20 protein-coding genes and 2 pseudogenes are annotated in these 22358 nt (G+C 39.7%); 5 read left to right on the top strand and 17 right to left on the bottom strand.

The window, feature by feature from the left end; genetic code table 11:
• The first annotated feature begins 367 nt into the window (after positions 1-367).
• The 3 genes from ahpC to ACERJO_RS06835 all read left to right on the top strand — a co-directional run bounded on the left by ahpC (position 368) and on the right by ACERJO_RS06835 (position 3492).
• Positions 368-931, top strand: a complete 564-nt coding sequence (gene ahpC / locus ACERJO_RS06845; RefSeq protein ID WP_373647017.1) for an alkyl hydroperoxide reductase subunit C — start codon at positions 368-370, stop codon at positions 929-931.
• 13 nt (positions 932-944) lie between these two features.
• Complete coding sequence (gene ahpF / locus ACERJO_RS06840; protein ID WP_247101592.1) at positions 945-2474, top strand: alkyl hydroperoxide reductase subunit F; 1530 nt, start codon at positions 945-947, stop codon at positions 2472-2474.
• A gap of 469 nt (positions 2475-2943) precedes the next feature.
• The gene (locus tag ACERJO_RS06835) at positions 2944-3492 is read left to right on the top strand and encodes a nitroreductase family protein (RefSeq protein ID WP_247101583.1); all 549 of its coding nucleotides are present in this window, start codon (positions 2944-2946) and stop codon (positions 3490-3492) included.
• Between the two features lie 31 nt (positions 3493-3523).
• Here the strand turns inward: ACERJO_RS06835 and ACERJO_RS06830 are convergent.
• Positions 3524-3718: pseudogene (locus ACERJO_RS06830) on the bottom strand (IS5/IS1182 family transposase); the annotation flags it as partial.
• A 451-nt stretch (positions 3719-4169) separates the two neighbouring features.
• Here ACERJO_RS06830 and ACERJO_RS06825 point away from each other — a divergent pair.
• Entirely contained in the window at positions 4170-4685 is a 516-nt protein-coding gene (locus tag ACERJO_RS06825; RefSeq protein WP_373647016.1) for a HEAT repeat domain-containing protein, read from the top strand.
• Between the two features lie 93 nt (positions 4686-4778).
• On the opposite strand, the gene ACERJO_RS06820 is transcribed toward ACERJO_RS06825, so the two are convergent.
• From ACERJO_RS06820 to ACERJO_RS06805, 4 genes are all read right to left on the bottom strand, one after another.
• Positions 4779-6305, bottom strand: a complete 1527-nt coding sequence (locus ACERJO_RS06820) for a malate:quinone oxidoreductase (protein WP_373647015.1) — start codon at positions 6303-6305, stop codon at positions 4779-4781.
• 197 nt (positions 6306-6502) lie between these two features.
• Positions 6503-7168: a response regulator gene (locus ACERJO_RS06815; RefSeq protein WP_373647014.1), complete on the bottom strand. Its 666-nt coding sequence runs from the start codon at positions 7166-7168 to the stop codon at positions 6503-6505.
• 377 nt (positions 7169-7545) lie between these two features.
• Positions 7546-7725 carry a hypothetical protein gene (locus tag ACERJO_RS06810; protein WP_247101568.1) on the bottom strand — a complete coding sequence of 60 codons (180 nt, stop codon included), beginning with the start codon at positions 7723-7725 and terminating at the stop codon, positions 7546-7548.
• 68 nt (positions 7726-7793) lie between these two features.
• Positions 7794-10847 carry an LPXTG cell wall anchor domain-containing protein gene (locus ACERJO_RS06805; protein WP_373647013.1) on the bottom strand — a complete coding sequence of 1018 codons (3054 nt, stop codon included), beginning with the start codon at positions 10845-10847 and terminating at the stop codon, positions 7794-7796.
• Positions 10848-11392: 545 nt separating this feature from the next.
• On the opposite strand from ACERJO_RS06805, the gene ACERJO_RS06800 reads away from it, so the two are divergent.
• The gene (locus ACERJO_RS06800) at positions 11393-12160 is read left to right on the top strand and encodes a class I SAM-dependent methyltransferase (RefSeq protein WP_373647012.1); all 768 of its coding nucleotides are present in this window, start codon (positions 11393-11395) and stop codon (positions 12158-12160) included.
• Positions 12161-12278: 118 nt separating this feature from the next.
• Here ACERJO_RS06800 and ACERJO_RS06795 read toward each other — a convergent pair whose 3' ends face one another.
• The 12 genes and pseudogenes from ACERJO_RS06795 to ACERJO_RS06740 all read right to left on the bottom strand — a co-directional run bounded on the left by ACERJO_RS06795 (position 12279) and on the right by ACERJO_RS06740 (position 22346).
• On the bottom strand, positions 12279-13064 hold the full coding sequence (locus tag ACERJO_RS06795; RefSeq protein WP_373647011.1) for an ABC transporter ATP-binding protein: 786 nt from the start codon (positions 13062-13064) through the stop codon (positions 12279-12281).
• 1 nt (position 13065) lies between these two features.
• Positions 13066-14106, bottom strand: a complete 1041-nt coding sequence (locus ACERJO_RS06790; protein ID WP_373647010.1) for a FecCD family ABC transporter permease — start codon at positions 14104-14106, stop codon at positions 13066-13068.
• Complete coding sequence (locus ACERJO_RS06785; protein ID WP_260505813.1) at positions 14103-15107, bottom strand: FecCD family ABC transporter permease; 1005 nt, start codon at positions 15105-15107, stop codon at positions 14103-14105. The genes ACERJO_RS06790 and ACERJO_RS06785 overlap by 4 nt, the downstream gene beginning before the upstream one ends.
• Before the next feature lie 3 nt (positions 15108-15110).
• Positions 15111-16055, bottom strand: coding sequence for an ABC transporter substrate-binding protein (locus tag ACERJO_RS06780; protein WP_247101549.1), 945 nt, complete (start codon positions 16053-16055; stop codon positions 15111-15113).
• 211 nt (positions 16056-16266) lie between these two features.
• Positions 16267-16710, bottom strand: coding sequence for a methyltransferase family protein (locus ACERJO_RS06775; RefSeq protein WP_373647009.1), 444 nt, complete (start codon positions 16708-16710; stop codon positions 16267-16269).
• A gap of 149 nt (positions 16711-16859) precedes the next feature.
• Entirely contained in the window at positions 16860-18056 is a 1197-nt protein-coding gene (locus tag ACERJO_RS06770) for an oligogalacturonate lyase family protein (RefSeq protein WP_373647008.1), read from the bottom strand.
• Between the two features lie 103 nt (positions 18057-18159).
• Entirely contained in the window at positions 18160-18801 is a 642-nt protein-coding gene (locus ACERJO_RS06765; RefSeq protein WP_373647007.1) for a phosphatase PAP2 family protein, read from the bottom strand.
• 206 nt (positions 18802-19007) lie between these two features.
• The gene (locus ACERJO_RS06760; RefSeq protein WP_373647006.1) at positions 19008-19247 is read right to left on the bottom strand and encodes a YjcZ family sporulation protein; all 240 of its coding nucleotides are present in this window, start codon (positions 19245-19247) and stop codon (positions 19008-19010) included.
• A gap of 112 nt (positions 19248-19359) precedes the next feature.
• A complete protein-coding gene (locus tag ACERJO_RS06755; protein WP_373647005.1) occupies positions 19360-20205 on the bottom strand; it encodes a protein-glutamine gamma-glutamyltransferase in 846 nt (281 codons plus the stop codon).
• Between the two features lie 230 nt (positions 20206-20435).
• Positions 20436-20773, bottom strand: a pseudogene (locus ACERJO_RS06750) (VOC family protein).
• 162 nt (positions 20774-20935) lie between these two features.
• Positions 20936-21670: an NAD(P)H-binding protein gene (locus tag ACERJO_RS06745; protein ID WP_373647004.1), complete on the bottom strand. Its 735-nt coding sequence runs from the start codon at positions 21668-21670 to the stop codon at positions 20936-20938.
• Positions 21648-22346, bottom strand: a complete 699-nt coding sequence (locus ACERJO_RS06740; protein ID WP_373647003.1) for a DUF4386 domain-containing protein — start codon at positions 22344-22346, stop codon at positions 21648-21650. Before ACERJO_RS06740 ends, ACERJO_RS06745 begins: the two co-directional genes overlap by 23 nt.
• Positions 22347-22358 lie beyond the last annotated feature (12 nt).

The raw sequence follows: 22358 nt of genomic DNA, 5'->3' as shown, positions 1-22358 counted from the left end.
AACGCTTCAGATAAACCATTGATCAGTTGACACATTATCGTCACATTTATAAAATTGACGTATAACGTGTCATGATTTGTAGAACACTAATGACTGTCACAAAAGTATATAGCTACAGGTAAGGCATTTCTCACTTGCGCAAGTTGTTACATCCTTCATAACGCACTCCCTTTAACTGCATTCTTTAAATCGTTTTATGAACATGATTATGTCATACGGTCTGCCCTAACATGAATCTAATAGGTTATTACTTGACAAAGAACCTATACTATTTGTTAAACTGTTCATAATTAGAATTATTATTACTAAACAAATCGTTTAGTTAGTAATTCTTTCAATCATTATTCATTAGGAGGAAGATGTTAACATGTCTTTAATCGGAACTGAAGTACAACCTTTCAATGCAAAAGCTTACAAAAATGGTGACTTTATTGATGTCACAAACGAGGATTTAAAAGGACAATGGAGTATTTTCTGCTTCTATCCTGCAGATTTCACTTTCGTATGCCCAACTGAGCTTGAGGATCTTCAAAACGAATATGCAGCATTAAAAGATCTTGGTGTAGAAGTATACTCTGTATCAACAGATACGCACTTTACACATAAAGCTTGGCATGATAGCTCAGAAGCCATTGGCAAAATTACTTACACCATGATTGGGGATCCTTCTCAAAAGATCTCTCGTAACTTCGAGGTCCTAGATGAAGAAGCAGGTCTTGCAGATCGTGGTACATTCATTATTGACCCAGATGGTGTGATTCAAGCAGTTGAAATCAACGCTGGTGGTATCGGTCGTGACGCAAGTATTCTTGTTAATAAAATCAAAGCTGCACAATATGTGCGTAATAACCCTGGTGAAGTTTGCCCAGCGAAATGGGAAGAAGGCTCTGAAACACTTAAGCCAAGCCTTGACCTAGTAGGAAAGATTTAAGGGAGAATATTAAATGGTACTTGAAGCAGAAATTAAGCAACAGTTAGATCAATACCTTCAACTATTAGAAGGTGATATCCTCCTTAAGGTAAGTGCAGGATCTGATGACATATCAAAGGAAATGCTTGCATTCGTAGAAGAGCTAGCTGACATGTCATCGAAAATTAGCGTCTCAAAGACGGAATTAAAGCGAACACCAAGCTTCAGTGTCAACCGTGTTGGAGAAGATACAGGCGTAACGTTTGCTGGTATCCCGTTAGGACATGAGTTCACTTCGCTAGTGCTTGCACTCTTACAGGTAGGCGGAAGACCTCCAAAGGTTGACCAAAGTGTTATTGATCAAATTAAAAAAATCGAAGGTGAGTACAACTTTGAAACGTATGTCAGCCTAAGCTGCCATAACTGCCCAGATGTTGTCCAAGCTTTGAATATGATGAGTGTTCTTAACTCAAATATTACGCACACAATGATTGACGGTGCTGCGTTCAAGGATGAAGTTGAGAGCAAAAACGTCATGTCGGTTCCTTCGATTTATCTAGAAGGTGAATTCTTCGGTGGCGGTCGTATGACCCTTGAAGAGATCCTTGCAAAAATGGGATCTGGAGTCGATGCAGCTGAGCTTTCTAACAAGGAGCCATTTGATGTTCTTGTTGTTGGTGGGGGTCCTGCTGGCGCAAGTGCTGCTATTTACGCAGCACGTAAAGGCATTCGTACAGGAATTGTAGCAGAGCGCTTCGGTGGACAAGTCCTTGATACGATGAGCATTGAGAATTTCATTAGCGTGAAGAAAACAGAAGGCCCTAAGCTTGCTGCGAGCCTTGAAGAGCACGTGAAAGAGTATGACATTGACATTATGAACCTACAACGGGCAAGCAAGCTAGAAAAGAACGACTTATTCGAGCTTGAGCTTGAAAATGGTGCTACCCTTAAGAGTAAGACTGTCATCATTTCAACAGGTGCTCGTTGGCGTAACGTCGGTGTTCCTGGGGAACAAGAGTTCAAGAACAAGGGTGTCGCATATTGCCCACATTGTGATGGACCTTTATTCGAAGGGAAAGATGTTGCCGTTATTGGTGGTGGTAACTCTGGTATTGAAGCAGCGATTGACCTAGCTGGTATCGTGAAGCATGTGACAGTGCTTGAGTTTATGCCCGAGCTGAAAGCAGACGAGGTTCTACAAAAGCGTCTATACAGCCTTCCGAACGTAACAGTTCTAAAGAACGTTCAAACAAAAGAGATTACTGGTACAGACAATGTCAATGGGATCTCCTATATTGAACGTGATACAGAAGAAGTGAAGCATATCGAATTGCAAGGTGTATTTGTTCAAATCGGCCTAGTTCCTAACACTGAGTGGTTAGGCTCTGAAGTGGAACGAAACCGTATTGGTGAAATTGTCATCGATAAGCATAATGGCACAACCGTACCGGGCTTGTTCGCTGCTGGTGATTGTACAGATAACCCTTATAATCAAATCATTATTTCAATGGGCTCAGGTGCGAATGCATCATTAGGTGCATTTGATTACTTGATTCGAAATTAATTAAATGCTCTTACTAAAAAGTCCGAAAAGGTTAAGTTGACCTTTTCGGACTTTTTGTCTACAAAAATTAAAATAAGCGATTAGTCCTTCATTTTAAAACCTTCCTCTATTATGTTCCATGTATCCTTAAATGAATTAGAGCAAATGTCTTATGAACCTCAACTATATGATCCAGATAACTTCTAACACAATAAAAGGGGATCAAAGCATTATTACAATCGGCTCAAGAGCGAATTTCATCATTAGGTGCATTTGATTACTTGATTCGAAATTAAATCAATGGATAAAAAGAATGTCTCCACTCCATGCTGGGGCATTCTTTTTTCTATGAATTTTAAATTTGAGACTTTCCACTTTCTTTTTTTATCATCTTATGTCATTATAAAAGACAATGATAATCATTATCTTTTGTAAGAACCTATACATTCTCATTTAAAGGAGTTCAATTATAAATAGAGGAGTGATATCAATGAGGACCCTTTCAAGCCTTGCAACAACGATAAGAGAGCGCCGCTCCATTAAAGCCAATTATTTAGATAAGCCTATCTCGAAAGAACTAATACACCAATTATTAAACACCGCCATTTGGGCACCTACTCACGGATTACGAGAGCCATGGCGATTTATTTTTGTACCAACAGAGCACAAAGAATCCTTTGTACAAAAATTAGTTACAACTTTTCCTAAAGAGCTGCAAAAAAATAGGGAGAACTATTTCAGACAACCAGCTGCCTTTCTTATCGTTATTATGCAAGAGGACCCTAGACAAAAGCAGTGGGAAGAGGACTTTGGCGCCGTTAGCTCCCTCATTCAAAACTTTCAGTTACTTGCTTGGGAGCAGCAGTTAGGCGTTGTTTGGAAAACAAACCCTCACATATATGACCCTAAAGTACGAGAATTACTAGGAGTTAACCCCGGAGAGAAAATTGTAGGCTTCTTACACTTAGGCTATTTTGACGAGGCTCCGACCGGTGCAGCTCGTACTCCCGTAGAAGAGAAATTAACGATTTATGAATAATCACGATAACATTGAAGATGTGTCAAATAGACTCAATGACACATCCTCCTTGAAATGGACAGATTTGGCACTTTTCAACATCAAATAAGTATCGGACTCGTGGATTCGTATCTTTCCCTTTTCGTTCATCATATTTTTTGTGAGTAGCCATATGTCCAGCTTTACAAGCATACATACCGGCATCTTTATTAAATTCGAATTCATTTGATATCATTCGATTCACCTGCATCTACATCTATGTACGACCTAAATAATAAAATAAAATGACAGGGAAGTGTTTGATAAAATGAAACGTCAAACTGTAGATAAAAGGCCTTTGAGTCTCATTTCTCAAAGGCCTTTTTAGGCTATTTCTCTTATTTTCATTGAAGAGTAGGGAATGTCTATCTTACCTCTCAACAAAGCGGACGGGATGGGAGGGCCGACTCCTGCAGGAGGGAAGGGCAGGTTGAAATCCACCGGCGCAGCCGGTTAGTTCAACGCCCGCCTGCGGAAAGCGTGCCCCCCATCCCGGGAGCGAGAGCAAAGCTCCCTTTCAAGACCGAAGTAAACGAGCACTTTTTCAGTGGCCTCGTTTTTCTGTTACAAAGGAGAAATGTATCCTTATGGCGAATCGTTACTATGATGAAACGTGAAGAAAAGTTTAGAGGTATATCGAAAAGGAGGCTTTGATACACATGGAAAACAATCATGAACTAGCTCTTTCGGAAATAAAGCAGCTTTTACAAAGTAATAATCAAATTGAAACGTTAAAAGCAATGAAAGCCATTGGATCAAAAGGCGAGCAAGCTATTCCTATTTTGAGAGAAACGATTAGAAGCAACGATGACCTTTCGTTAAAAACAATCGCTGTCGTTGTAGTAGGTGAAATAGGAAAAGGTGCTATCTCAGCAGTGCCCGATTTAATCACTCAACTTAAAGGTACAGACGAGCAACTACGAATGGCTGCAAGCCTTAGTTTAGTTCGAATCGGAAAAGGAAGTATCTCTCATTTAAAAGACACTCTCTTACAAACAGAGGATGAAAACACTCTTTTTTGGTGCAGTTGGGCATTAGCTCTGATTGATGCAAGTGAGCTATCAAAAGAATCGATTTCAATTCTTATGCACAAAGAAAAACACACTGACAATATAATTGAAAAAACAGCCTCTCAAGAAGCTTTAGCTAAGGTGATAGGTAACACCTTAAAATAGTACGAACGTTTATTGCGACAAATAACCACTATCACCGTTGCTTCTAATAAATAATTAGGGCACAGCAAAAAGCATAAGCTGCCATTTGGCAGCTTATACCTCCTGCAAGATGCGTCTTTCTTCATCAGCATCTTCCTCTTTATTCACTAGTTCAAGTGTCTGAGCTGCTGAATCACGAAGGTCACCAATCAGGTCTGCACGTTCACTTAACGTTCCTCCATATGAAGGGATCATTTCTTTTAGTTTCGGCTCCCATTCTTTAATTTGTTGTGGAAAGCATTTCTCAATGACCTCAAGCATAACGGAAACAGCAGTTGAAGCACCTGGAGAAGCACCTAGTAAGGCCGCAATTGAACCGTCATCAGCATGAATCACTTCCGTACCAAATTGCAATGTCCCTTTTCCAGCATCCGTATTCTTAATCACCTGTACACGTTGACCGGCTACTAGCAGCTCCCAATCCTCGCTCTTAGCATGTGGAATAAATTCACGTAACGCTTCCATACGTTGCTCTTTTGACAGCATCACTTGATTAATTAAATATTTCGTCAATGCAAAATTTTTCAGTCCTGCCGATGTCATCGTCGATACATTATTCATTTTAATCGACATAAATAGGTCAAACAAAGAGCCTGTCTTTAAAAACTTCGGCGAAAAACCAGCAAACGGCCCAAAGAACAACGATTCTTTCTTGTCAATCAGCCTTGTATCAAGGTGAGGGACAGACATTGGTGGTGCCCCGACTGGCGCTTTACCATATACCTTCGCATAATGCTTTTCAACAATTTCTGGCTTCTTACACACTAAAAATAATCCGCTTACAGGAAATCCACCGATTCCTTTCCCTTCAGGAATACCTGATTTTTGCAACAAATGTAAGCTTCCTCCACCAGCTCCGATAAAGACGAATTTAGCTGTACGACGTTCACTCACACCTGTATCCAGGTTACGTACCTTTAGTTCCCAAGCACCGTCATCTGTACGTTTTATATCGTCAACACTGTGTTTATAGTTTATTTGAACGTTTTCACTTTCTAAATGGTTAAATAACTTACGCGTTAACGAACCGAAATTCACATCGGTTCCAGTTTCAATTTTTGTCGCCGCCATTGGTTGATCCACTTTACGATCTTTCATCATAAGTGGAATCCATTCTTTCAGCTGCTCGGGATCATCAGAAAACTCCATCCCTTCAAAGAGTGGATGGTTTGATAACGCTTCAAATCGCCTTTTTAAAAACAATACATTTCGTTCCCCTTGAACAAAGCTCATATGAGGCAGCTGCATAATAAAGTCTCGCGGATTTTGAATGAGATTACTCTTAACAAGATAAGACCAAAACTGCTTCGAAACTTGAAACTCTTCATTTACTTTAACCGCTTTACTAATCTCTACGGAACCATCTTGTTGTTCCGCGGTATAGTTAAGCTCACATAATGAAGAATGCCCTGTGCCTGCATTGTTCCATTCGTTAGAGCTTTCCTCTCCTGCGCTTTCGAGCCTCTCAAACACTGTAATCTCCCAATCTGGAGCTAACTCTTTCAACAGTGACCCCAAAGTTGCACTCATAATTCCAGCACCGATTAAGATAACATCTGTCTTCGTTTGTCTGTTGCTCATTTTTACCTTCCTTATCCCCTAAGATTTACAGAAAGGATGTAAGGAGTTCCTACAAGCCAGGGAGCGACCTAATCCCACATCATTTCTGGATCAAATATACACTTATACCCTAGTGTATCACTATTATTTAAAAAATTAAAATGTTTATTTGTGGTTATCGTGTTGTCATAGAGTTCCACTTCATTTTTAGTAGATCATCAAATGTTTAAAAGCTGATGCAAATATGATACTAGCTCGGTACGATTCTTCACACCTAATTTCTCATAAAGCTTACTGCTGTAATTTTTGATTGTACCTATTGATAAATAAATTTCTTCTGCCATACGTTGATTGGAATATCCTAATGCCATTAAATGCAACATTTCTTCTTCTCTCTCATTTATATATATACCATGTTCTTGTAATTGTTCTTTTATTCTAACGCTCATCTTATGCTGATTGCTTAATTGCTCCATCAATTTCATTTGAACCGATTGAGGGAAGACCATATGGCCATTTAACACTCTTTCCATTGATAAAATAAGCTCGTCGATTTCAATATCCTTTAAGACATACCCAGCTGCGCCTAACCGCATGGCTTCTAATATGTACTGATCATCGACAAATGTTGTTAGCATAATGACAGGAGCCATACATTCCATTTTCTTTAGCTCCTTCAATGTCTCAAGTCCATTCATTTCTGGCATTTGAATATCTAACAAAATTAAATCAATCTTCTCTATTTGGATCATGTCTAATAGATGGACCCCATTCTTTGCTTGTATGACGACTTGAAACCTCTCTCTAAGGTCAAGCATCGTAGCTAACCCTTCTCTAATAAGCGCTTGATCATCAACTATAGCGACCTTTATCGGATGTTCCATGATGCCCTCTCCTCTCTGCTTCAGTATCTCTAGACAATAATAACTGAACTCCTATACGGCTCCTCATAATACCACAACTAATTATCTTAAAATGTTGAAAAAATTTAATAATTGATTGGTTATCGTACATCATGTAGCTTACTTTCATTTTACATCGTTCGCTATGTTTATCAAGAATAGGAATAAACTTTGTAGTAGCCTTTTCTGATTTGCGTCGTTACATAGACCAAAGTGGTGTACACAGAACAGCGCCATCCGCGCGGTCACATTCAACATTCTCGACGGAACGTCATTCCGTTATTTTCTTGATACAACCTTTTTTGCCTTCCCTTCCGGATCCTCAATCCTCTATTTAACCATTGTCGCTTCGCATTTCTCTATTTTGGGTGTATTAGCGGAATGACGTTCCACTTCGAACGAATAAACGGCGTATTTCTTCCATTTAACGGAATGACGTTCCATTTGGTAAAGGAAAAACGCTCAACGCCGATACTACAGCCTAATACATTTACACCTTCATGCTTATCTCCTAATTTTGCTTCTATTAAAAAATCCATGTTTCACTATGCAAAACACTAGTGAAACATGGATCATCCAGATTGTTATTTGCTTATTCTAATAAAAATTAACGTGACTTAACCGAATGTTGTCTACGATAGCCGATAAAGAGAATACCTCCAAATACAAGCAAGAAAATCCCCATTAATAAGTAATTAAACATAGAAGTAGCTGTTTGTGGTAATGCATCGCCATCACTAGCACCTTTGCCGGTTCCGTCGCCATCCCCGGGACCTTCACCATCTCCTGGGCCTTCACCATCTCCTGGACCTTCACCATCTCCTGGGCCTTCACCATCTCCTGGACCTTCACCATCTCCTGGGCCTTCACCATCTCCTGGACCTTCACCATCTCCTGGGCCTTCGCCGTCTCCTGGGCCTTCACCATCTCCTGGGCCTTCACCATCTCCTGGGCCTTCACCATCTCCTGGGCCTTCACCATCTCCTGGGCCTTCACCATCTCCTGGGCCTTCACCATCTCCTGGGCCTTCACCATCTCCTGGGCCTTCATCTTCTTGACAAACTTCCATCGTACTATTCTCCAACGTAATATTTCTAAAGAAGACGTCCTCACCACATGGACTTTCAAGAATAGAAGAATCACGCATCGTTAAATCTTGCATCAGAATATCTCTTGTATTCGGCATATCTGCACGTGCTGCAATCCGAATGCCACTAGATCCTTCAACAATCCCGCCGTTAATCGTAATACTAAAGCTGTTTTCAATTAGCATCGCGTTATTCCCTGTGTTCTTAATATCAACGCGCTCAATGACAGCTCCACCACTTCGGGACACACTGAAAATACCTCTACCGCCTCCACGAGCAACGACTTCATTAACAAAAACATTTTTCGAATACTCATCATCAATATTCCCATTTCGATTGGCCATCCGGAACGCTGCATACCCCGTACCTGTTCCTGCGCCAAATCCATAGACCGTATCCACCTCAGCATTAATTGTGTCATTTAATAGCACGCCAGCATATCCGGTATCAACTGCTGTCACGACACCAATCTTAATGCCATCAACTCCATACGTTTCCACACCATGATCGCTCGTTCCAGATACGTAAACGTTATCAATTTGGACATCACGAACGCCATACACACTATCATCATCACGACTATCAATTCGGATACCCAAACCACCATCTAGACGTAAGTCAATATCACCTAGGTGAACATTTTCAGATGTACGAACGAAAATACCAAAGTTCGGAGTACCTGTTACACTCAGTTTGGGAATCGATACATTCTCAGCGTGCATGACACGTACTGCCGCATCTTGATATCCATAACTGAAACCGTCACCTGTCCCTTCTACATGAATCGTTCCATTTACTTCAAACAACGTATGACTCGGTAGTTCAACCGACTGATCACCTTGAATCGTACCAGAACCATGAACAACAACCTTCTCTTGCGTCGTACGTTCAGGCGTTAAGCTATCGACCGCCGCCTGCATCGCTTCATACATGTTATCTCCAGAATAGACAACTTCTTCCCCATTAACCGCTTCCCAACCATCATCAGTTTGGAAAACTTGAGCATCATACGAATCATAATCAGGTGTTTCTCGCGACTGTGTTTCCCTTTCTTGCGCGACAATCATTTCTGATGATTCCGAAATTCCACCAGCATTTACAGCCTTTACAGCATAGTAATATGGATTCGTTGAATAAATATCCTCATCCGTAAACGCTAGCTCACTCGTCATACCAATTAGCTCATATGAATCTTCTACATGAGGAATCTGATCTTGTTGAAAGCGCGTTCGATAGACATAATAACGTTCTGCCTCATCTACTTCATCCCATGAGAACGTCACCTTTTCCTCTTCCACCACTTCGCCAAGCTCTAGACCTTGTGGACGATTAGGTGCAGAAACGTCTTCATCGACCATCGTCACCGTTACTTCATTACTCGGCTCCGTATCAACATTTAAATCCGTTTTAGGTGTAACCACATATGTGTACGTATAGCCGAGCTCTGGTGCCTCGTCTTTGAAGCTTGATTCAGATGTTTCACCAATTGATGTAAAACGGTCCTGTCCCTCTGCTCTTCGAAACACTTCATATGAATGTGCTTCTTCCATGCTATCCCACGTTAAATGAACGTAAGAGTCTTGTCCAAGAACTACCTCAGATACCTCTAAGCTCGTAATCATTAAAATAGGAATGATTTCTACTGCATTAATACGTGAATCATCAAAGAATTGAATGACTAATTGACCATCCGTCACCTCAACATTATCATCATATGTGATATATTGTCTTGGAGCCGTTACTTCTCCACCTTTTACCTCACTATCTTGAATAGAATAGCTTGTCGTATTCTCATCCCATTCAGCCCCCGTTGTAATGAGAACTTTGTAATGTCCATTCGGAACATCGGCTTTAAAACTGTTATCACCAGCTGTAACAAAATCTCTTGTTAAATTATTTGCCTGATCACGTGATCCAGCTACGCTATCAAGTCCGTATCCAAGATCACTGTCATAGACCGTCGTTTCTGATACTTTGGTATACCCTTCTGCAATAGGGCTTGTCTCTGTCCCTAGATCGAACTTAAACGCAAGTGGCTCATCAGAGTCTTGCTCCGTAATTTCAATCGCATTAATACGTGCCCAAGCATCCCAAAACTCAATTGTAAGCTGACCATCCGTTACGGTTGCTGTATCTTCATACGTCCTAAAATGCCCGCCATTCGTAGGGTAGCCACCTTGATCTTCCCCACCTTGGATTCGATAGCTCGTCGTATTGAAATCCCAATTCGATCCCGTAATAATGACAACATCGTAATCACCATTAGGTAAATCAACCATAAACGTGTGACCGCTCGCTAAAACGAAATCTCTACGTAAATCGTCACCTTGATCTTCAGCGTTTCCTTCATTCACTTCTTCAAAACCATATCCCTGATCACTCGTATATTTAGTCAAATCTGAAACCTTTGTAAAGCCGCCCGCAACAGAGCTTGTCTCTGTTCCGAAATCAAAGCTTAATTGAGGACGTTCCTCTTCATTTGTAGCAGCTACTGCCGCAATTCCACTCGTCGAAAACAAAGAAAAAATTATCACAAACACCATAAAAATCGATAGCTGTTTACGCTTTTTCATCTAATCGCTCCTATAATTTTTTATTTTTACTTTTAACAAATTGAAAGCGCTGTCATAACCGGGTAATCACATCCCTCCTCACTCATCCTCACGATTCTCGATGCCCAACATCGCTATGTATGTAGGTGATTACTTAAATTGTGAATGATTATTGAATAATTGTCTTGTCTCAGATTGAGGTTATTGGATGAATTTTTGACTGAGAGTGAGGTTTATCTGTTTTTATTTATGATTCATGTCGTTTCATAAGGAAAATACATCAATTAAAACAACCAATCCCAATAAAACAAAAGGTATATGCTCATAAAACCAAATATCTTACATGAAAACTACCTGCCCGTAATATTGAGTGAATTTTCAATCTTTTTATTATCTAAATTTTGATTTTATGTTACAGTTATCCATATCATACGAGAAAGCGAGTGATTCTTATGAATAGGAAAAAACCTATATTAATTCAAATAAAAGTGAGGTATGGGAGGGACAATTTAGCTTTTATCTAGAACCCTTCCATGAATAAAAACCAAATACGGAGGGTAACTGATATGTCATTTAGTTATTATGGTGAACTTTGCACGGAGCTTTACAATTTAACCAAAAAGGTCGGACAGCCTTTAGGTGGGGATATAGAATATTACCGTGAGAGACTTCAAGATTGTAAAGGACCTATCCTTGAAGCAATGGTAGGTTCAGGACGTGTGATTATTCCACTTTTAGAATCTGGTCTTAATGTAGATGGGGTTGACTACTCTCCTGAAATGTTGGCTTCTTGCCGTCAACATTGCAAAGATCGAGAATTAAAACCAAATTTATATGAATCAAATTTACTAGAATTCTCTTTATCAAATAAATATGAGGCTATTATCATTCCTGCTGGATCCTTCTTATTAATTGAAAAACGAGACGAATCCATTGCCGTATTGAACCGTCTTTATGAGCTTCTTTTACCAGGTGGAAGATTAATGCTTGACCTTTTTCTCCCCAACCAATTTGAGATTGATGGGAAATTTTCAGGAACATCAGCCTTTAGCTTACCAAACGGGGACATGATTACAATGGAAGAGAAACTAGTCGAAGTTGATTTTTATAATCAATACAAAGTTTCCTATTATAAGTATGAGAAATGGCGTGAAGGACAACAGATTCAATCCGAATTACAGCGTTTTGCTTTACGTTGGTACGGCATCGAAGAATTTAAGCTAGTGTTGGAAGGCATCGGTTTTTCAGAGGTGGTAATATCAGCAGATTTTAAATACGGTACGCAACCAACAAATAGCACACAGAAATTCGCGTTTGAAGCTATTAAAAAATAAACTATGAATGTGATACCAATCAAACCCTAGCCGTTTAGACGGAAAAGGGGTTGATTGGTATTAATGTTACGTGGCCTCAATAGTGATCATTTCTAATTCATTATAGCCCCATTGCAGTTTAAATTACGGAATAAGGTACGTACACAGTATGATTTGATTCTGGATCAGTCATGATATTAGCTCTAATTCGAAAAACGTTACGAAGCATTTCTGGTGTAACGACTTCAAGCGGTGGGCCGCTACTATAAATCCGTCCATCCTTTAAGACAATAACCCGATCGGCATACGCTAGCGCCTGATTGATATCATGCAATACCATTACAACCGTCTTTCCTTCTTCTCGGTTAAGTGAAGTGATCAGGTTCAATATATTTAGTTGATGGTGCACATCCATAAAAGTAGTCGGTTCATCTAATAGAAGTATTTCTGTCTCTTGAGCAAGTGCCAGAGCTAACCAAGCACGTTGGCGCTCCCCACCTGACAGCTCATTCAAATATTGATGCTGAAGAGGTAGAAGGCTCGTCCGCTTTAAGGCATTATGGATCGCTTGATGATCCTGCTTACGAAGCATCTTTAATGCCCCTGCATGCGGAAATCGACCTTGCTCAACTAGCTCATAAACGGTCATGTCAAGTGTCTCGTTAATTTGCGAGAGCATAGCCATTTTCTTAGCGATGTTTCGATTCGATTGAGCGGCAATATCTTGACCGTCAAGATAGATTGATCCTTTCTTAGCAGGTAGTAATCTACTTATTGTTTTTAAAAGGGTCGACTTTCCGCTTCCATTAATACCTAGTAAAACGGTAATCTCACCTTCCTTCATTACGGCATTAATATCCGTTAAGATAGCTCTATCGCCATATGAAAAGGAAAGCTCCTTTATTAACATTTTGTCTGAATTCATATCAACCCCCCCTTTTCACTACATGTTTGCGCAGAATATAAAGAAAAAATGGTGCCCCTAGTAAAGCAGTTATAGCACCTGCAGGCAATTGAGCCTCTTGATTAAATGATGGGATGGGTACAGCCACGATTAAATTCTGAGCAATAAAGTCAGAACCTGCTAGTATTAGAGCTGAAATCAAAATGCTTAATGGAAAGGCCTTACGTGCATCCTCCCCAACAAAGCGTTTAGCAAGATGTGGCCCTATTAAGCCAATAAACCCGATAGCTCCTACTACTGATACCGCTCCTGCGGTCAGGATAGCTGAGAGCCCGAGTAATAATAGACGTGTTTTCTTAACAGGCAAGCCTAAAAGAGAAGCTTGTGTATCACCTAACCTTAATCCGTTCGTTAAACTAGCTGATAGTAGCCCAAGCGTAATCCCGATTAAAGCAAATGGGAGAATAATATACACATGAATCCAAACTCTTCCATTTAAAGAGCCAATAACCCAAAGTAGAACACTGCCCATTGCCTCCTGTCTTGTTAATAGGATAAAGGACGTAGTCGCTTGAAGGATGGAGGATATCAAAACACCAATTAATGCAATTTGTACGTCTCCATTACCTGCTTTATTACTTATATAAAACACCAACAGCGTAGCAATTAAACCACCGATACAAGCAAATACAGGTAATACACTTGAAGTTGTTAAGTATGACGGGGCCATTGTAATAGCTAAGACTGCAGCTAACACACTACCACTGGTCACCCCGATAATACTTGGCTCTGCAAGTGGATTTTTCGTAATACTTTGCAAAATAACACCAGCCAAACCTAGCATGGAGCCTGCAAGGACAGCAATAATGTAGCGCGGGAGGCGGAGCTGCATGACGATTCGTTCTACGACAGGATCAGCTTCATCACCTTTGAAAATAAACAAAAACTCAGTTAATGATATAGACGTTTTTCCAAAAAGCATCGTCGCCATTCCAATAGTCAAAATACTGATAACTAGTAAAATGGAAATTAGCCATTCTTTAGAACGATATAGTTGCCTCATGTTCTCACACTCCTTCTGTAAAGGAGTACTAGAAAGAGACTACCACCAATAATAGTCGTCAACAAACCTACTGGTAGCTCCACTGGATAAAATAATATGCGCATTAACAAATCCCCTGTTAGAAGAAGTAATCCACCTAATAGCGCTGTTATTGGTAAAACAATTGCAGCATTTGATGTACGAAGCAACCGTTTTGTTAAATGTGGTGTAATTAAAGAAATAAATCCGATAGGACCACAATTAGCTACTACAACTGCTGTTAAGCCTGCACTTATTACAAGCAATAGAATTTTCATTGTAAGAACCGATGCTCCTCTGCCTACCGCCGCTTCATCTCCTAAGCGAAGAACATTAAGACTTCTTGCACTCCCTAATGCCAACGGGACAAAAATAATGAACCACGGAAGCAAATGCGATACATGGCTCCAATTTCGAGCAGACAAACTTCCAGCCAAATAAAAAAACAATAACCCTATTTGGTTTTCTCTCCCTAAAGCAATAATAATGATAATAAGTGCATTTAAAAATGCTGAAACAGCTGTACCAAGTAGAATGATACTTCCTTTCTTGAATGTGCTTTTGGCACTTGCTATAACGAACCCTCCTGCAATAAGACCACCTAAAAGTGCTAGAAATGGCTGTACTGTAAATAGCACTGGTAAACCAAACACAGTCATACAGGCCATTACAAAAGATGATCCTGCCGTCACACTAATTAATTCAGGTGTGGCAAGATCATTTTGGAAAGTGTCTTGTAGGATATGCCCAGCTAATGCAAGCATCATCCCAGCCATAATCGCTATAATCGATCGAGGCATCCGAATCTCCCAAACGACAATCCGATGAATCTCCAAATCATATTGATTAGTTAGAACCTGACCTAATGTAGCCAAATCTAGCGTTGGTTCGCCCATTAGCAATGACAAAATAAATAGACAGATGATACATAAAAACAAGAATGCCCCTATATAAATTGATTTGTGGATTTTCTTGTTTTTCATTTTTTATGATTCCAAATCTGGATACATAAGTTCCATTGCCTCATTTAAAATAATCGTTAACGACCCGAGACCCCGTCCATTCGCCCAAATATTCGTTCGAACTTCATAGACATTATCCGTTTTTACAGCGTTTAGCTCTCCCCAAACAGGATTACTTGACAATTGCTCAGATAAATAGGGGGCATCATCCCCGAAACGAAAAGTTTCCAAAAATAAAACATCTGGATCTTCCTTCAAGATCTCTTCTAAAGATAGCTGCGCACTCCCATCACTATGATCGGTCGTCCAAGGGTAATGTGCTATTTGTGCGATCATAGAGCCGACAACAGATGTTTGCGTATCTACACCAAAATTAGTATCAGATCCATACATAATTAATGCGGTTCGTTTTTCCGTTACACGATTCATTTGCGTTTCCAGATGCGCTTCAAATGTCTGAACAGCCTGTTCTGCCTCAGTCTCTCTATCAAGAGCCTGTCCTAACTCCATAATAAATTTGATCGAATCCTCATACGTCTCAGGTGATACAATATACAGTGGTATTTCATCTCCGAGAGCCTCTCTAATATTCTCGTGTACGCCTCCTAACCCGATCACAAGATCAAGCTCTTGTACAAAGATATCTTCCACATTTGGTTCAAAGAACGAACCCCCAATCTTCGGAATAGACGCTGCTTCATCACCATAAAATTCTGGTTCACCTGTAATACCGTCACCTGCTACAGCAGCAGGAGTAAGTCCCAGTTGCTTTAACGTATCTACACATATTTCAGTTAAGCATCCGACCTTCTCTGGTGGTAAATGGAATGTCAACTCTGTCCCCAAGTCATCTATTAATTTTACTGATTCACCTTCTCTATCCAATTCAGCATCATTCGTAGTAGAAGTCGAACAAGCAGAAAGAATGATAGCTAGACATACACAAAAAAATAATTTTCGATTGATCATTTTAAATTCTCCTCCGTTTTTCAAATCGTAACAATTACTATTTAAATAGTAATTTAGTTATATAAATATGTAAAGCTAATTGCTTAGTTGTTCGGATCATCTAAAAAACCACCGGACTCTTAGGCAGCCAACCTATTCCCGGTGGTTTTTCTTGTTCTTCGTTGATTAAACTTTATTTTAAAGCGACACTATTCACTTAGCTGATTCTATATTAAATCCACCTTCTAGTCGAAGCCTTATACCTCTCATATTCCGCTCCAAACGTTTCGTTTAACGCATTCTCCTCATGCTTAATATACCATCGGTCTGTCACAATTAGAAACAATAAAACAAACATAGCGGGAGAAGCCGCACCCAATACGACAAGCAAGCCTACTAACGCAATCAAAAAGCCTACATACATTGGGTTTCTACTATATTTGAACAAGCCTTCCATCACTAATTGATCTGGCTTTTTGAATGTATGAATGTTAGTCCGACGTTGGCGAAATGTATTCGAACCCCATGTAGATACGGCTAAGCCTGCCACCACAAGAACCACTCCCGTTAGATTATAAGGCATCGAAATCCATAAATAATATGGGTAATACATTCTTAACAGCACCATACCAAGACAACAAATGAGAAATAAACGAGGTGGTAGTAGAACCTTCATAGACGATTCCCCCTTGTAGGATTTACTACTATTTTAAAAGGATCATGATTGAGTGCATTAACATAGGTTAAGATTGAATAGTAGTCCTTCAAATCAAAAAAGCTTGATAAAGGCACGGTATGCACCTTTTATCAAGCAAATGGTAAACACTAATCCTTCACTAGCTTTCCATCCATTACTTTCGGCAAGCTCTCAAACTCAGGAACATCAACAACATATACATTGCCGTATCCCGTACGGTCACTCGTAAACAGTACTTTCGATCCATCAAAGGTCAACCGAGGGTGGACATGAACCTGCTGAACTTGAAAGCTTCCGCGATGCTTACATAAGACACGCGGTCCTTCCATGCCAAAAGTGGTTTTCCTCCATAAGAAAATACAATCCTGGTACCTTTCGCCGTGATAAGCGCTCGCTTGTTGCCCATCTCCTACAATAAGAGTAGCGCCATTGGAATGGATGTGCATATTCTGGTATGGAAATTCAAACTCCTCTGACGTGCTATTATCATATTTCGCATAACCTAGAAATTTGCCATCTTTACGATCAAGCGAATCAGTAAAGCCATGATAGCCAATATGAATTCCATCTGCATGCCAATACTCATGACCGGCATACTGGTTCGGCTCTCCTTCTCTTATTTTCCAAACTTCTCCTGTCTCAACATTCATTGCCCATATACGATGGTCGACCTTCTCCCATGGCCCTTCATGACAAAAGCTAATCATATGCGATTGTGTCGGTGACGCATTCACATGTCCGATCCAACGTTTTTCTTCATGAATCACTCTAGCTTCTCCCGTTGCAAGCGTCAGCAAGTAAATTTGACAATGAGGTCGTGCCGCTTCTGTCTCCTCAAAGCCAACATAGCCCCCTGATAAATTCGTGCTAATCGATTGCGATAAATCCTCAGAAAGTCCAAAGCAAAGCGCTTGACCGTCCGCCGTACAGCTAATATTACTAAAATGATACCCATCTGGTTTTGTGTAAATAACTGTCTCTTCATACGTCTCAAGATGAATCGAAACAATCGATTTTCCGTATGTAAAGTACGCCTCATTTTTCTGTGGATTTATATACGTTCCTTGTATACCTTTTGGAACCTTTTTATCTAAGTCCGTCAGTTGTGTTAATTGTCCACTTGTTGTATCCAGGCTATATAAATTAACCGCATTCCCCCGTTCGGAACAAACTAATAATTTTGCCCCGTCATCATACCAACCATCATTCGTGAAGTACAAATGATAGCTATGCGCAAGGTAGTCCGTCCATTGCGTAATGGAGGCTCCCGTCATTGGATCTGTAAACGTGCTCTTCTCAGACGACCATGTTGTTCCTTTTCCCATTAATGATCCCTCATTTCCTTTGAAAACCTTTAAGTAATCGTTTTCAAGTGTGGCTTGTACTATATTTCGACAAAAATGAGGGGAATCCTTGTTATGATTTCATTTAATAAGAAGTCTGTCGATCTTTACGATATTGATACACCGAAATCGTTAAGAAGAGCCAAGTCCCACTTACTAAATAAGCGCCTAACACATCACTCGGATAATGGACACCAAGATAGATTCTACTAACTCCCATAGCTATAATCATCACCACGCTAAATACAACCAAGCATGCTCTTCCCATTGAATTTGAAATATGCCGCCAAACTAAAAAGGTAATAGCCCCATATAGCGTCAATACAGCCATTGAATGTCCACTCGGATAACTGTAGCCTGTCTCTATAATGAGTGGGTCGATGAATGGTCTTTCTCGCTTAAATATATACTTTAACAGCAAATTTAATCCCATTGAACCAAGTGAGACGATAACAAACAAGATCACCTCATCACGTTTTCTGTATAATTTATAAATAACAAGAAGCACCGAGAGTGAGATGATCACGACTGGCCATGTGTTACCGATAAAGCTAAGTCCCATCATTCCTTTTGTAACAATAGAGTGTTCAGCAGAGCGAATATATGACATGATCCGTTCATCTAATGAAATCGTTATCCCTTGTACAACACAATAGGTTAATAAGATGAAGCCTACAAGTGGTAAACCCCCAAGAAAAATCATCATTCGCACTAGTTTCCCATTCAACCATACACACCTTCTTTTCCTTTTAAAGGGCAATGATAAAGTTAAAAATCAAACTTTTTCATTGCCCTTCTAATATGTACCTACCTAGTGTGAGCTTTCTTACAAAGAGAAATACCCGTCACTTATCGAATTCGATAGATGACGGGTAGAGAGGGCGCGGGACTCGATTTTACAAATGACCGAGTATCACCCTTCATATTCCTAGATTAGCATTTAGGAAAGCTACTTCCTACAATAATTAACAAAATAAACAATACAACAATCAATACGAAGCCACTCTTTTGAGCAGGTGCAGCATATCCATATGAAGGGGCGGCGTAGTCATAGCCGTATGAAGGGGCTCCATAAGGTGCATCCATTGCTCCAGCAACCATAGTCGGTGGGACATTTGGCGGGACATTAGCTCCTGCCATCATATTAGGGGGCATATTTGCGTAATCATACATATTAAACACTTCCTTTTCGGTTAGTTGATTTACACTACAGTATACTCACCTAGTCAGAAAGTGAACCTGTCAACCAAATAAATGGGTGAATGTCACAAGTTTTACAATCCCATTAGATTTGGTGACCATTTAGAAAATACTGATAATCGATACAGGAGATTGAACAAAGGTTATGGTGAACGACCTTTTTAGTAGGTTGATAGAAGATGCGACCACGATGTAAATGCAACAGCATATGCATCGTTTCAGGAGAAATTCTTGTTAGTAAAGTGGCTAAATAAGCCGCTTGCATACTTCCTGGAGATCTTTGTTCATTTAAAAATTGGATCATCTCTTCGGCAGTCATGATCCCGAAACCATGACCGAAGAACGTTCCATCACTCATCACAACCGCATTTTCACCTCGATACCATGGTGTATGCGGATGAAAATCAGGATTATTAAAATACACAACATCTCCTGGCAAAAAACGAGTTGAAGAGTAAACTGAGTTTAATTCTAAGCTAGTGTCTGTATGCCAGCTATATAAATACAGGTTTTGAAAAATAGAATTAAACCGTCGGCTCCCGATGCTTTTTAAAATGGCCTGATAATAAATAATGATAATCGCCGTCGCGCATTCAAATGCATAAAGGGAGCTGTTCCGATAAATGTCTAGAATAGCCTCAGATGGCTGCACATCATTCCTTAATAAAAAGCCTCCAGCATACGTCAAAGTCCAGTATGCTGGATTACATTGAGCATGTTCAAAGGTCGTAAACGTGACCTGACTCGCATTCATCTCTTTTGCACTATCTAAAATGTGTATTCGCATGTTCAGTTCAAAGTGAAGCTCATTCATCGAAGGGTAGGCAAATAATTCAGGTGATTCAAGCATTTGTTGAAGGATTACATGCCCCACGCTTCCCAAGTCCACTGCATTCTCTTGTGAAAATGGCCTTCCTGCTACTTGTATCATATCATCCCCCATTTCATTTTGATCCTTAAGGACGTTACATAGACAAACTTCTCTTCTATACTCTTTTCTTGAAATCATCAAATGGAATCGTTATCTAGATCTATATGACAAGGAAGGGGAATACTTGCTAATAGGTTTTATATTGATCATTGTGTAGCTTTAACTATATGAAGCAAGCAAAAAAGACACTCAAAAATGAGTGCCCTGCTTCATAATCGTCACAATTTTTATTAGCACAAAACCTCAACTGTGAATCCCCCAGGTGCCTCTACATAGAATGTATATCCATGTGAATATGCGGAGGCTCCACTTCGAAACCGTCTTCCTTCAAGCGTTGATAGATCATGTTTACTTGGTCTTCGTTTTCTTGAGGAAAGCCAATATGAAAAGTCGCTGGATATTGAACGTTAGTCCCTTTCATCAGAGTCAAAACAAAATGGTCATCATCAAACATAGCCACAAATCCATTCCCTCTACTACTAACACACTGCATACCGAAATACTTTTCTAAAAATGCGCGAGAAGCTGCAACATCCGTAACCGTTAAATTTAAATGATGTAATTTAATGATCATCACACCCCTTCTTACTCATACTAGCAAACTAAGCGTTTTGACACCCGACAATTTGTGAATCATTTTTGTAGGAGGTTATAAATTGGATTTAGATCTCACATTGATTATTTCTGAAGCTTGCTGTAGTAACCAAAAGTCATTCAGTCACATCTCGTATTATTGATTATAAATGACCGGCGTCTTAAATCGCCAATCGTCCCATACTTCGTCTTTTACCACAAGTTCAGCTATAAAATGACTAACATTGATTCTACTCGTTTTACCAGCATCGAATAACGGACTTCTTATAGGAGATTCGAAAACCTCATATGAACTTTCCTCATCATGGTTGACTAATGTATCAGGCCGTACGACAACCCATTCCACCTTTTTATATTGTTTTCCAATTTCGTTCATCAAATAATGGGCTACCTTCATGTTATCTCGATGAGGAGGAACCAAAAGCTTTAGTAAGAAATGGATAATTGTTTCCCATATTGAATTTTTCTCTCCTGATAACGTATTTGTATAACCGGTTGTACCCATTAGAATGAGTTTTACTTCTTTGTCATCCTTATTTTTGACTATCTCACTCATTTTTTTTATCGCATCAAACACTAAATAACGCGGTTTACCAAAGATCCCTTTGAGCGTCATATTATGACCGAGGCAGGAAATTAAGACATCGCAACCATGTAGAAGGGCGTTCATCTCGTAATCATTTAATTCATTGACATTTCCCATCACAATTTCCACTAATGGATGGTTTCGCAGTTCCTTAGGAAAAATGGCACTTTTTCTAATAAGAACCCTAGCTTTGATTTGCCTTTTCATTAATTGGTGGACGACTAGTGTACGGTCGCACCACTTGCTCCAAGAACGAGTACTCTCATATTCTAACCTCATTTTCATTCGTTTTTATTTCAATAGAATGAAACCCTCTAACTATTAACATGATAGCTAGAATCATCTCACAAAAAGCTATAGGTGCATTTAATATAAAATAGAACGGGCTCACTAATTGGATGATATTTAGCATCAACAGTAGCGTAGCTAAAAGAGTAAAGAAAGAACCGATCATACCCCATATTGATAACCATCTTGGAATCAATCTCATATGAAAGAAGCAATAATAGAGAATAACTCCTCCAATGCTCCATGGCAATATCATTCCTATATGATTGAGGATATCTCTCCCTTGCCTTAACATTTCAGCTATTATTTCAAAATACGATGTGTTAGCTTGACTAGATGTAGCAAAACTCTGGCTCAACGATAATAAAAGGAGTAGGGAAGCTATTCCAACAAATAGAAACCCAGCTCCGATAATCCTAAAACCGAAGTATCCGACCGCTAATTTTTTATTGTATGTTTCAAGTAGAGGATATACTAACACGGTGATACTGACATATACTACGGCCATTGCAGCTTGGAAAATGGTTGCAACCAAAACCTGAGTTTCGATTTGTGGCAATGTTTCAAGGTAATCTGGACGTTCTAACGCTGGAACAGAACTATATACCCCAAATATAAAACTGAATATTAGTAACATTCCAATAATTATAGCCGTTTTTCTATCAGGTTTCATCATTACACACCC

This window comes from Halalkalibacter sp. AB-rgal2, assembly GCF_041821005.1.
Taxonomy (GTDB): domain Bacteria; phylum Bacillota; class Bacilli; order Bacillales; family Bacillaceae_D; genus Halalkalibacter.
This window is presented reverse-complemented; position numbering and strand designations above follow the sequence as displayed.

What these genes read in the sequence shown, in the direction of transcription:
- ahpC (WP_373647017.1), top strand. Translation starts at nt 368, where the DNA reads ATGTCTTTAATCGGAACTGAAGTACAACCTTTCAATGCAAAAGCTTAC.
- ahpF (WP_247101592.1), top strand. Translation starts at nt 945, where the DNA reads ATGGTACTTGAAGCAGAAATTAAGCAACAGTTAGATCAATACCTTCAA.
- ACERJO_RS06835 (WP_247101583.1), top strand. Translation starts at nt 2,944, where the DNA reads ATGAGGACCCTTTCAAGCCTTGCAACAACGATAAGAGAGCGCCGCTCC.
- ACERJO_RS06825 (WP_373647016.1), top strand. Translation starts at nt 4,170, where the DNA reads ATGGAAAACAATCATGAACTAGCTCTTTCGGAAATAAAGCAGCTTTTA.
- ACERJO_RS06820 (WP_373647015.1), bottom strand. Translation starts at nt 6,305, where the DNA reads ATGAGCAACAGACAAACGAAGACAGATGTTATCTTAATCGGTGCTGGA.
- ACERJO_RS06815 (WP_373647014.1), bottom strand. Translation starts at nt 7,168, where the DNA reads ATGGAACATCCGATAAAGGTCGCTATAGTTGATGATCAAGCGCTTATT.
- ACERJO_RS06810 (WP_247101568.1), bottom strand. Translation starts at nt 7,725, where the DNA reads ATGGATTTTTTAATAGAAGCAAAATTAGGAGATAAGCATGAAGGTGTA.
- ACERJO_RS06805 (WP_373647013.1), bottom strand. Translation starts at nt 10,847, where the DNA reads ATGAAAAAGCGTAAACAGCTATCGATTTTTATGGTGTTTGTGATAATT.
- ACERJO_RS06800 (WP_373647012.1), top strand. Translation starts at nt 11,393, where the DNA reads ATGTCATTTAGTTATTATGGTGAACTTTGCACGGAGCTTTACAATTTA.
- ACERJO_RS06795 (WP_373647011.1), bottom strand. Translation starts at nt 13,064, where the DNA reads ATGAATTCAGACAAAATGTTAATAAAGGAGCTTTCCTTTTCATATGGC.
- ACERJO_RS06790 (WP_373647010.1), bottom strand. Translation starts at nt 14,106, where the DNA reads ATGAGGCAACTATATCGTTCTAAAGAATGGCTAATTTCCATTTTACTA.
- ACERJO_RS06785 (WP_260505813.1), bottom strand. Translation starts at nt 15,107, where the DNA reads ATGAAAAACAAGAAAATCCACAAATCAATTTATATAGGGGCATTCTTG.
- ACERJO_RS06780 (WP_247101549.1), bottom strand. Translation starts at nt 16,055, where the DNA reads ATGATCAATCGAAAATTATTTTTTTGTGTATGTCTAGCTATCATTCTT.
- ACERJO_RS06775 (WP_373647009.1), bottom strand. Translation starts at nt 16,710, where the DNA reads ATGAAGGTTCTACTACCACCTCGTTTATTTCTCATTTGTTGTCTTGGT.
- ACERJO_RS06770 (WP_373647008.1), bottom strand. Translation starts at nt 18,056, where the DNA reads ATGGGAAAAGGAACAACATGGTCGTCTGAGAAGAGCACGTTTACAGAT.
- ACERJO_RS06760 (WP_373647006.1), bottom strand. Translation starts at nt 19,247, where the DNA reads ATGTATGATTACGCAAATATGCCCCCTAATATGATGGCAGGAGCTAAT.
- ACERJO_RS06755 (WP_373647005.1), bottom strand. Translation starts at nt 20,205, where the DNA reads ATGATACAAGTAGCAGGAAGGCCATTTTCACAAGAGAATGCAGTGGAC.
- ACERJO_RS06745 (WP_373647004.1), bottom strand. Translation starts at nt 21,670, where the DNA reads ATGAAAATGAGGTTAGAATATGAGAGTACTCGTTCTTGGAGCAAGTGG.
- ACERJO_RS06740 (WP_373647003.1), bottom strand. Translation starts at nt 22,346, where the DNA reads ATGAAACCTGATAGAAAAACGGCTATAATTATTGGAATGTTACTAATA.